The organism is Martelella sp. UBA3392, assembly GCF_002358775.1.
Taxonomy (GTDB): domain Bacteria; phylum Pseudomonadota; class Alphaproteobacteria; order Rhizobiales; family Rhizobiaceae; genus Martelella; species Martelella mediterranea.
The window spans coordinates 1-10,163 of sequence record NZ_DEPM01000268.1 but is presented as its reverse complement, the minus strand read 5'-3'; the positions used below and the strand labels follow the sequence as shown (position 1 = coordinate 10,163).

At 64.3% G+C, this 10,163-nt stretch carries 8 protein-coding genes; 5 read left to right on the top strand and 3 right to left on the bottom strand.

All coding sequences use genetic code 11. The features are described from left to right. Positions 1–2,995: efflux RND transporter permease subunit (locus B4E36_RS20750; RefSeq protein WP_345900773.1), on the top strand; the 2,995-nt coding region annotated here is incomplete at its 5' end. A 23-nt stretch (positions 2,996–3,018) separates the two neighbouring features. Here the strand turns inward: B4E36_RS20750 and B4E36_RS20745 are convergent. Then, entirely contained in the window at positions 3,019–4,665 is a 1,647-nt protein-coding gene (locus tag B4E36_RS20745; RefSeq protein WP_292055558.1) for a sulfatase-like hydrolase/transferase, read from the bottom strand. Between the two features lie 80 nt (positions 4,666–4,745). Here B4E36_RS20745 and B4E36_RS20740 point away from each other — a divergent pair, with 80 nt between their 5' ends. Continuing rightward, positions 4,746–5,672: a lysylphosphatidylglycerol synthase transmembrane domain-containing protein gene (locus B4E36_RS20740; protein WP_292055556.1), complete on the top strand. Its 927-nt coding sequence runs from the start codon at positions 4,746–4,748 to the stop codon at positions 5,670–5,672. 11 nt (positions 5,673–5,683) lie between these two features. Here the strand turns inward: B4E36_RS20740 and B4E36_RS20735 are convergent, their stop codons facing one another. Next, positions 5,684–6,427, bottom strand: a complete 744-nt coding sequence (locus tag B4E36_RS20735) for a CDP-alcohol phosphatidyltransferase family protein (RefSeq protein ID WP_292055555.1) — start codon at positions 6,425–6,427, stop codon at positions 5,684–5,686. Positions 6,428–6,440: 13 nt separating this feature from the next. Next, the gene (gene ribA, locus B4E36_RS20730; RefSeq protein WP_292055554.1) at positions 6,441–7,538 is read right to left on the bottom strand and encodes a GTP cyclohydrolase II RibA; all 1,098 of its coding nucleotides are present in this window, start codon (positions 7,536–7,538) and stop codon (positions 6,441–6,443) included. Between the two features lie 221 nt (positions 7,539–7,759). Here ribA and B4E36_RS20725 point away from each other — a divergent pair, with 221 nt between their 5' ends. From B4E36_RS20725 to B4E36_RS20715, 3 genes are all read left to right on the top strand, one after another. Continuing rightward, positions 7,760–8,758: a zinc-dependent alcohol dehydrogenase gene (locus B4E36_RS20725; RefSeq protein WP_292055553.1), complete on the top strand. Its 999-nt coding sequence runs from the start codon at positions 7,760–7,762 to the stop codon at positions 8,756–8,758. A gap of 13 nt (positions 8,759–8,771) precedes the next feature. Further along, positions 8,772–9,170 carry a 6-pyruvoyl trahydropterin synthase family protein gene (locus B4E36_RS20720; protein WP_292055551.1) on the top strand — a complete coding sequence of 133 codons (399 nt, stop codon included), beginning with the start codon at positions 8,772–8,774 and terminating at the stop codon, positions 9,168–9,170. Further along, positions 9,167–10,163, top strand: a 997-nt coding sequence (locus tag B4E36_RS20715) for a glycosyltransferase family 4 protein (protein ID WP_345900772.1), incomplete at its 3' end; no start/stop codon positions are given. The genes B4E36_RS20720 and B4E36_RS20715, both read left to right, overlap by 4 nt.

Genomic DNA, 10,163 nt, shown 5'->3' with positions numbered 1-10,163 from the left:
GCATGTCTATTCGCAGACGGATGATGACGGCGCGCTCGTCACCGCCCGTTTCGAGGTCGGCACAAACGCCGATACCGCGATATTGCGGGTGCATGAGAAAATCCGCGCCAATATGGACCGCATCCCGGTCGGCGTTCCCGAGCCGCTGATCGTCGGCCGCGGCATTGACGACGTGGCCGCGGTCGTCGTCACCCTGAGACCGACTCCGGAGGCCGCGGGGCGCTGGACGGAAAACGATCTGACCCGGCTTGCCCGCGAACTTCAGGTGGAAGTCTCCAAACTGCCGGATATCGGGCTTACCTATATTGTCGGCGAACAGCCCGAACAGTTCCGCGTTGAGCCGGATCCCGAGCGCCTGTCGCTGTTCGGCATCACGCTGCAGCAACTCGCCGCCAAGGTCCAGGGCGCCAACCGCTCCTTCCGGGTCGGCACGATCCGCGAGGACGGCGGCCAGCTTCCTGTCATCGCCGGACAGACGTTGCAGACTTTGCCGGAGATCGGCAACCTGTTGCTGACGGCGCGCGATGGCCGTCCGGTCTATGTGCGCGATGTTGCAGACGTGGTGCTCGCGACATCGCCGGCCGAACACCGCGTCACCGATATCCGCCGCACGGATGACGGGCTGGATCGCGCCGCCGCCGTCTCATTGGCGATCGCCAAGCGTCCCGGCACCAATGCGGTCGTGATTGCCGAGGAGATCGTGCACAGGCTGGAGCAGGTGCGCGGCCAGATCTTCCCCGCCGATGTCGAAATGACGGTCACGCGCAATTACGGCGAGACCGCCAATGAGAAGGCCAACGAACTGCTGTTCCACCTCGCGCTCGCGACCGTTTCGATCGTCGTGCTGGTGGGCATCGCCATCGGCTGGCGCGAGGCGCTGGTGGTTGCCGTCGTCATTCCGACAACCATTCTTCTGACCTTCTTCGCCTCGTGGATCATGGGCTACACGATCAACCGCGTCTCGCTGTTTGCGCTGATCTTTTCCATCGGCATCCTGGTCGATGACGCCATCGTGGTGATCGAAAACATTGCCCGCCACTGGGCGATGAAGGATGACCGCTCGCGCGTCCAGTCGGCGATCGATGCCGTCGCCGAGGTCGGTAATCCCACCATCGTCGCCACGCTGACGGTGATCGCGGCCCTGCTGCCGATGATGTTCGTCTCGGGCATGATGGGCCCCTATATGAGCCCGATCCCGGCCAATGCCTCGGCGGCCATGCTGTTCTCGTTCTTCGTCGCCGTCATTCTGACGCCGTGGCTGATGATCAAGCTCGGCGGCAAGGCGGTAGCTCATGGCGACGGCGCTGCCCATGGCGCTGCCGGCGGCGGTCGTCTCGGCCGGTTCTATGTCGCGGTCGCGCGGCCGGTTCTGAAAAGCCGGGCGCGGGCGTGGACCTTCATCATCCTGGTGGCGCTGGCGACCTTTGCCTCGCTTGCGCTGTTCTACACCAAGGATGTCACCGTCAAGCTGCTGCCGTTCGACAACAAGTCCGACCTCCAGGTCGTGGTCGACCTGCCGAAAGGCGCCTCCGTCGAGGATACCGACCGGGCGCTGCAATCGGTTGTCGACAGGCTTGCGGAGATGCCCGAAATCGTCTCCTTCCAGACCTATGCCGGCACCGCCGCGCCGTTCGATTTCAACGGGTTGGTGCGTCACTATTATCTGAGGGCCAATCCCGAGCAGGGGCAGGTCGCCGTCAACCTTCTGCCCAAGGGCGATCGCGACCGGGCGAGCCACGCCATCGCGCTCGACATGCGCGAACGGCTCGATGGCCTCGACCTGCCGCAGGGCACGGTAGTGAAGGTGGTGGAGCCGCCGCCCGGCCCGCCGGTCATGGGTACGCTGCTTGCCGAGATCTACGGCCCGGATCCCGAGACACGGCGCGCAGTCGCCGACAAGGTGCGCGAGGCTTTCGCGAGCGTACCGTTCATCGTCGATCTTGACGACAGCTATCACAACCGGCCGGAACGGATGCGGGTTGCCATCGATCAGGACAATCTCGAATATTACCGGGTCGAACAATCGGACGTTTATGACACGCTCAGCTATCTTTATGGCGGGGCGACGGTCGGCTATTCCCATCGCGGCGACGGGCGTCAGCCGATCCCGATCCGGCTTGCGCTGCCGAAGGAGCACGACACGATTGATGAACGCGCGCTCTCGACCCCGGTGCCGGCCAACGCGCTGCCGGGCGGGCGCGGCGTGGTCGAACTCGGCGATGTCGTCAGCGTCACGCAGGAGCCGGCATCCTATCCGGTGTTCCGGCACAATGGCCGCGCCGCCGAAATGGTGATGGCCGAGCTTGCCGGCGCATATGAAGCGCCGATCTACGGCATGCTTGCGGTACAGGATGCGATTGATGCCATGGACTGGGGCGACCTGCCGAAGCCGGACATCGTCCTCCACGGCCAGCCCGACGACGAGACCCATCCGACCCTGCTGTGGGACGGCGAATGGGAGGTGACCTGGGTGACCTTCCGCGACATGGGGGCCGCCTTCATGGTGGCGATCATCGGGATCTATATCCTGGTCGTTGCCCAGTTCGGCTCGTTCAAGCTGCCGCTGGTGATCCTGACGCCGATCCCGCTGACCTTCATTGGCATTCTCGGCGGTCACTGGCTGTTCGGCGCACCGTTCACCGCGACCTCGATGATCGGCTTCATCGCGCTTGCGGGCATCATCGTGCGCAACTCGATCCTGCTGGTCGATTTCATCCGCCATGCGCGCACGCCCGGCCGGCCGCTGATCGACGTGCTGCTCGAAGCCGGCGCGATCCGCTTCAAGCCGATCCTGCTCACCGCGCTCGCCGCGATGATCGGCGCCGCCGTGATCCTGACCGACCCGATCTTCCAGGGGCTGGCGATCTCGCTGCTGTTCGGCCTTGCCTCGTCCACGGCGCTGACCGTGCTGATCATTCCCGCGATCTACGTCGTGCTCAGGGGAGACGGGCGAGAGAGTGTGGCAGCGAGCCCTGAAGGCTCGGCATCGGCATAGGCGTTGTTCCGGGCCGGCGGGCGTTACATCGCCGGCCCGGAGCTTTCCCCGAAGATATCGATGAGCTTCGCCCGCATCGTGTCCATCCCCGTTTCCGGCGCGTCCGGGGCGGGGATCATGCCGGCGGTGAAGCCGTCCGCCTCGAAGCGTTCGATGAGGGCGGCATTCCGGCTGATGACATGCACCGGAACCGCCCGCGAGGCATCGGGCCCGGTGACGACCGGGGCGGGCTGATGGTCGCCGAGAACGATGAAGACGGCGTCATCGCCGAAGCGGGCGATGTAATCGCCGACCGTCTGCAGCGAGTAGTCGATGGTTCGGATATAGTGTTCGCGGATATCGTCGCGGTTGGACCACACCTCTTGCGGTGATTTTCCGCTTTCCGCCTGACTGTCGAACACCGTGCCATCGCCGACATCGTTCCAGTCGATCAGGCTCGGAACCGGGGTCCATGGCGCATGGCTTGAGATCAGCGCGATTTCCGCCATCAGCGGCGTGCCGTCTGCATGGGCGGGCTGGCGCACCAAGCGATCAAACGCCGATAGCGTGTATTGATCGGGCATGGTGATCCAGTTGAAGGGCTTGCCGCGATAGCCGAGATCGCCCGACGCGAAAACCTCGTCATAGCCGTAATAGGCGGCCTCCGGCCAGTCCATGGTGATCGCCGGCATGACCGCCGCCGTGCGCCACCCGGCCTGGCGGAACAGGCGGTTCAGGCTCTGCCGGTCGCTGATCATCAGCCGGTCGTAGCGGGCCTGGCTGTCGGTCCACAGGCCGGAGAGAAACGTGCCATGGGCAAGCCAGCTCAGCCCGCCCATGGTGGGGGACACGAGCCAGCCGGAGGCTGCGGCAAAGCCCGCTTCGGTGAGTTCGGCTTCGACATTGCCGAGCCTCGGCACCGTCACCGGACTGTAGAGCGGGTCCTCCACGGCGCTGCGCCCGTAGGATTCGATGAAGACGAGAATGACGTCGCGGCCCCTGATCGCGGTAAACAGGTCGCTGCTGGACGCGACCTCATCCGCGGCGGCCAGGTCGCGCTCGAACTGCTGCATATCCGCGACCGATTTCTGCACCAGCGCCAGCCGGTTGCCGAGATAGGCGACGGCCTTCATTTCCGCTCGCACCGGGGTCTCGACGAAACTCAGCGCCACGCCGATCACGAGCAGAACGAGCGCCGCGATCACCGGTCCGCGCTTTTGCGCCTTGCTCAGCCTTGTCAGCCGCCGCTCCGCCCCGAAGTAAAGCGCGAGAAGGCCGATAAAGCCCGCAAGGATCGCCCCGAGCACAAGGCCCGCCTTCCATGCGCCAAGCGTTCCGGAGAAGACATTCCAGCCGTCGGCCAGCATCTTCATGTCGAGATAGGGGTTGAAGCGCCGCTGGAAGGCGGATTGCACGCCGATATCGGCGATCTTCAGGAACAGCAGCGTGAAGACGGCAAGGGCGAACACAGCGGCCGCCATGGTCGCGACCCGGCGCGGCAGCATCAGCAGCGCCAGCGCCATGATGGGAACTTCCAGCTGAAACCGCAGGAAAGCGGCGCCGTAGAACGCGCCCGGATGATCCGGAAGGATCAGCGCGGCGAAACTCAGGACGACGAAAAATACGAACGCGATCCAGCCCGTCCGGGATGAGACGGTTGGCCCCTTGTCAGGCCTGTCGCTTGTTGTCATCAAACCATCACCGCGCGCCATACGTTACATTGAGAGGCGGCGCGCGCAATTTCGGGCCGCATGTTGCGAAGGACCAGAGCTTGAACAAACTTGCCGCCGTTTCGGTTATCGCCTGTCTGGCGCTGCTTGTCGGGCTCATCGCTCTGACCGGACCGGAACGTCTGGTCGCGGCCTTCAGCGATGTGCCGCCCGCCCTCGTTGTTCTGGCGCTTGCGCTGGTGCAGGTGCAGATTATTGCGTCGGCCTTCCGCTGGCGTTTCACGGCCAAAAGGCTCGGGCAGGAGATCGGTCTCGATCTCGCCATTCGCGAATATTACATCAGCAGCGCGCTCAATCTGGTGCTGCCGGGCGGCATGGCGGGTGATGCCGTGCGCGCCTACCGCAGCCGGATGGAAGGCGTCGGTGGCTGGAAACGGCCGGCGGCGGCGGTGTTTCTGGAAAGATTGTCCGGCCAGATCGCCTTCTTCGCGCTGAGCTTTCTCGGTCTTCTCGCCTGGCCCCTGTTCCTGAGCGAACGCCTGCCGGATCAGGCTGATGCGCTGATATGGGGCATAAGCGCGGTGTTCATCGTCGGCGTTCTGATTGCCGCCGTGTTCTGGGCGGAATGGCTGCCGCAGCGCTTCCGCGCCGCTGGCGCAGACATTGCCGCCGTATTCTGGAAAGACCGCGCGTGGCTGGTACAGGGCGGCCTCAGCGTGTTGATCGTCGGCGGCTATATCGCGGTGTTCCTGATCGCGTCGCGCGCGGTCGGCGCGCCCTTGCCGGCGATTGCGGCCTTCACAGCCATACCACTTTGCCTGATGACCATGCTGATTCCCGCTGGCATCGGCGGCTGGGGCACGCGAGAGGCGGCCGCCGCCGCGCTCTGGCCGCTCTTCGGCTTCACCAGCGCCGAGGGCGTGGCAGCAAGCCTGCTTTATGGGGTGATATCGCTGGCGGGCGCTGCCGTGCCCGGCGGCATCTCGGTTGCCGTTTCGCTTTACAGGGGCAGGATCGCCAAATCCTGAGACCGGCGACCTCATGACCGGCTCTTGCGCAGCAGATAGAGGGTGTCGGCCGCGAATGAATAGGCCAGCAGCGCCAGCGCAATCAGCGCGGCGACGGTCGAGACCGGCGGGACGATCGTTGGCACGAGGATGACGCACAACGTTGCCACCTGTACCACGCAGATCAGCTTCCGGCGAAATGACTGGGGCAGGGGCTCGCCCAGCGCCGGCACGAAATAGTGCGCGCCGACGAAGAGATAGCGCATCAGCCCGATCAAAAGCACCCACCACCCGGCCTTGCCCAGCATCAGGGCCGCCTCCGACAGGACCAGAATGAGAAGCGCATCGACCTCCATGTCGAAGCGCGCTCCCAGGGCGGATTCCTGGCCGAACCGCCGAGCGAGATAACCATCGAAGCCATCGAGGACGAAGGCGGTGACCACGAGCGCGATCAGGATCCAGACCGCCGAATGCGCGTCCATGTCTGCGGCGAAAAACACGAAGGCTGTCACCAGGCTGACGATCGCCGTCCGGATTGCGGTGATCGCATTGGCCGCGCCGAAAGAACTATGCGGATGATAGGGCAGGGCGCTGAGAACGACCGTGAAGATCGCAAACAGCAGCAACGCCGCGAACATCACCGCCCAGCGTCCGAGCATCAGGTGCGGGCCCAGCATCTGATAGAAAACCAGCGCGGCGACGAACACGACGCCCAGCACCAGAAGCGCGCTGGCTTTGAGGTGCGGCGGCGGTGCGGGGCTCGGCTTGTCGGTCATGCGGCTCTCGGCGTTATTTCGTTGTCGCGAGCATTTCGGGGTCGAATATGTGATCGGCCTTCGACGCCTTGGTGCGCAGGTAATTCAGGTTCTCCGCGGTGATCTTGCCATGAGTCGGCATCCGCCCCACCACCTTTATGCCCGCGGCATTGATCGCCGCGATCTTGGTCGGGTTGTTGGTGTGCAGAACGACGCTTGATATGCCGAGCAGCCGCAGGATCGCGATCGCCGCCTCGTAGCGGCGATGGTCGGGCTCGAGACCGAGCTCGGCGTCGGCATCGATCGTGTCGAGACCCTGGTGCTGATAGCCATAGGCCCTCATCTTGGAGCCGATGCCGGTGCCGCGGCCTTCCTGATCGAGATAGATCAGCACGCCGCCGCCTGCCGCCCTCAGATTGGCGAGGCCGTTGCGCAACTGGTCGCCGCAATCGCATTTCAGCGAGCCGCACAGGTCGCCGGTGAGGCAGGAGGAGTGAATGCGCACGGACACCGGACGGCTGAAATCCGGATCTCCGACGATGATTGCGATCTGATCCTTCTGCGCAAGCCCGCCGCGAAACACCGCAAACTGCGCATCGCCGAGATCCTTCAGCGGAACCCGGGTGCGCACGACCTCGGTGAATTCCTGGCGGGCATATCTGGTATCTGAAAGGTGGGCGCAGTCGAGCCTGTAGCAGGCCTCGAAACGATCCTCGATGTCCTTGATTTCCGTGCAGACCATGGCCGGCAGCAGCAGCGCCATGCGGGCCAGCTCCGCGGCGGCCGATAGGGCCGGATCGGCCTCGCGCCATTCACCCGGAGCCTTGGCATCCAGCGCATAGGAAAGCCTGGCTGCGGCATCGAACGACATTGTGCTCGCCGGCACCGCGATGCCGAGGCTCGATGAAATGCCCAGGCAATGGGCCCGCTGCGCGGTCACGAACAGCGCGTGTCGATCCTCACTTGCGGCCCCGAAGGCATCATAGGTCTCCGGCGCGGCGCAATCGAGCGCCAGCACGGCATGCTTTTCCTTGCCATTCTCCAGAATGACCGGGCGCCCGAAGCGCAGTTCGGCGACGGCCCGTTCGATCTCCATTGCCGGGGTGCACACTCGAAAACTGAACCTATCCATCTGTTCCTGCGTTGATCTGCTATGTTGCACGCGTATGATTCCGCCGCCTGGCGGCATCATCGTTTTGTCACAAAACCTTCAACGCTTTCTGGTCCGAAAATGTGCAGCGCGTCGAAGTCATTGGAACCTAATACGTAATTAGCGCGTAAGTGGATTGGTTCCAGTCGCACGCTGCGACTGGACTTTAACAAAAAAGTGTTCGCCGGAAGGAGCGTCGAAAATTGAAGGGAAGTTTTGGCGATGATGACCGAGCGGGCCACACGGCGCGGGCGCTCTGGTTTCCGGCGGCGCGAACCTGCGCGTTGCAAGTGGAACAACTCGGCGCGGTCAACGAGGGTTCGGTAATGCTCAGGACGCTTTTCAGCGGCATCAGCCGGGGCACGGAATCACTGGTTTTCAACGGTCTGGTTCCCGAAAGCGAGCGCGATCGCATGCGCGGACCGCACATGGCGGGCGTTTTCCCGTTCCCGGTGAAATACGGCTATGCGCTGGTGGCTCGCGTGGAGACCGGGCCCGAACATCTGGCCGGCCGCAACGTCTTTTGCCTGCACCCGCATCAAAGCGCGGCCGTCGTGGCGGAAGCCATGGTCACGCCGCTGCCGGGATCGCTGCCACCGGAACGCGCCATCCTGGCCGCCAATATGGAGACGGCGCTGAACATTGTCTGGGATGCCGGAATCATGCCCGGCGACCGGGTGGCGGTGTTCGGCGCGGGCGTTGTCGGGGCGCTGAGCGCCTTCCTCGCCACCGCGATCATCGGCACGGACGTCGTGTTGGTCGACCGCAATCCGGCGCGGCGGACGCTTGCCGACAGGCTCGGCGTGACCTTTGCCGAAAGCGGCGCGCTCGATGCTGAGTTCGATGTCCTGATCAACGCCTCCGCCTCCGGCGAAGCGCTCGCGGAAGCGCTGGATCACGCAGGCTTCGAGGCCCGGATTGTCGAGGCGAGCTGGTACGGCGACAGGAAATTGACGTTGCCGCTCGGCGGGGCTTTCCATTCGCAGCGGCTGTCTATCGTCGGTTCGCAGGTCGGCGCGCTGCCTCCCGCTCGACGCGCCCGCTGGACGTTTGCTCGTCGTCTGGCCAAGGCGATTGCCCTGCTTGAAGATGATCGCCTCGATGCGCTGATTTCCGGCGAGACCGCGTTCGAGGACATCGCGGCGGCCTATCCCGACATCATCGATGATCCGGAAACGCTCTGCCACCGTATCCGATACTAAAAAGAGAGAAGCCATGTTTGCAGTCGAAGTCCGCGATCACATCATGATCGCCCACAGCCTCCCCCGACCCGTATTCGGTCCTGCCCAGGGCATGCACGGTGCCACATTCGTGGTCGATGCCGCCTTCTTCACCGAGGATGTCGATGATGACGGCCTTGCCGTCGACATCGGTGCGGCGACCGCCACGCTTGCCGAAGTGCTGAAGCCGCTCAACTATCAGAATCTCGATGAGGTCGAGGCCTTCAACGGCAAGATTTCGACCACCGAGGTGATCGCGAAACACATCTTCGACCAGCTCGCTGCCGCCGTCGGTGACAAAAAGCTCGGGCCGGGCAGCCACCGCATTGCCAAGATCCGCGTGACCCTCCACGAATCCCATGCCGCCCGCGGCTGGTATGAGGGCGCGCTTTGACGGCCCAGCTTGTCTTTGCCTATCCCGGCGATCTTTCAACCAGAACCGGCGGCTATGGCTATGACCGGCGGATGGTTGCGGGTCTGGAGACGCTTGGCTGGGACGTGGAATTGCTGGCGCTTGGCGATGGCTTTCCGCATCCCGCTTCGGCGGTGAAGCAGAACGCCGAACGTCTCCTCTCGGCTTTGCCGGACAGGGCGCTGGTGATGATCGACGGGCTTGCCTTCGGCATTCTGGACGACTGGGCGGCCCGCGAGGCCTCCCGTTTAAGAATTGTCGCGCTGGTCCACCATCCGCTGGCGCTTGAAACCGGGCTCGACGCCGACCTGCAGGCGGTTCTGCATGAGAGCGAGCGCAAGGCGCTTTCCTTTGCTCGCCATATCGTCGTGACATCGCCCGAGACCGGGCGGGAGGTTGAAAGCCGGTTTTCGATACCGCCGGACGACATCACCGTCGCGCTTCCCGGTACGGACCCCGCGCCGGTATCCGCCTGCGATGGCGATCCGCCGCATATCGTTTCCATTGGTTCGTTGATCGCGCGCAAGGCGCATCATGTGCTGATCGACGCGCTGAAGCGGATCGAAAACCTTCCCTGGAGCGCCACCATTGCCGGTAGCCGGGATATGGACCCGCCGACCGCGCAGGCGCTCGAACGGCAGATCGCGTCGCTCGGGCTTGATGACAGGATTTTGCTCGCCGGTGACTGTGATGACACCCGCGCGCTGCTTGCCACGGCCGATATCTTCGCGCTCGCCAGCCGTTACGAGGGATATGGCATGGTGTTCGCCGAGGCGCTGTCGCAGGGCGTGCCCGTGATTGCCTGCCGCGCCGGCGCCATTCCCGACGTGGTGCCATCGGATGCCGGCATTCTGGTTGCCGTCGATGACAGCGCGGGTTTCGCCGAAGCCCTCGAAAGGATGATCACCGACAAGGCGCTTCACGCCGAAATGGCGGCGGCGGCCCGGCGCGCGGGCGAAAGGTTGCCGGGGTGGG

Coding starts and splice junctions, on each gene's coding strand:
- B4E36_RS20735 (WP_292055555.1), bottom strand. CDS start 6,427: ATGACCGACAAGCCGAGCCCCGCACCGCCGCCGCACCTCAAAGCCAGC.
- B4E36_RS20720 (WP_292055551.1), top strand. CDS start 8,772: ATGTTTGCAGTCGAAGTCCGCGATCACATCATGATCGCCCACAGCCTC.
- ribA (WP_292055554.1), bottom strand. CDS start 7,538: ATGGATAGGTTCAGTTTTCGAGTGTGCACCCCGGCAATGGAGATCGAA.
- B4E36_RS20745 (WP_292055558.1), bottom strand. CDS start 4,665: ATGACAACAAGCGACAGGCCTGACAAGGGGCCAACCGTCTCATCCCGG.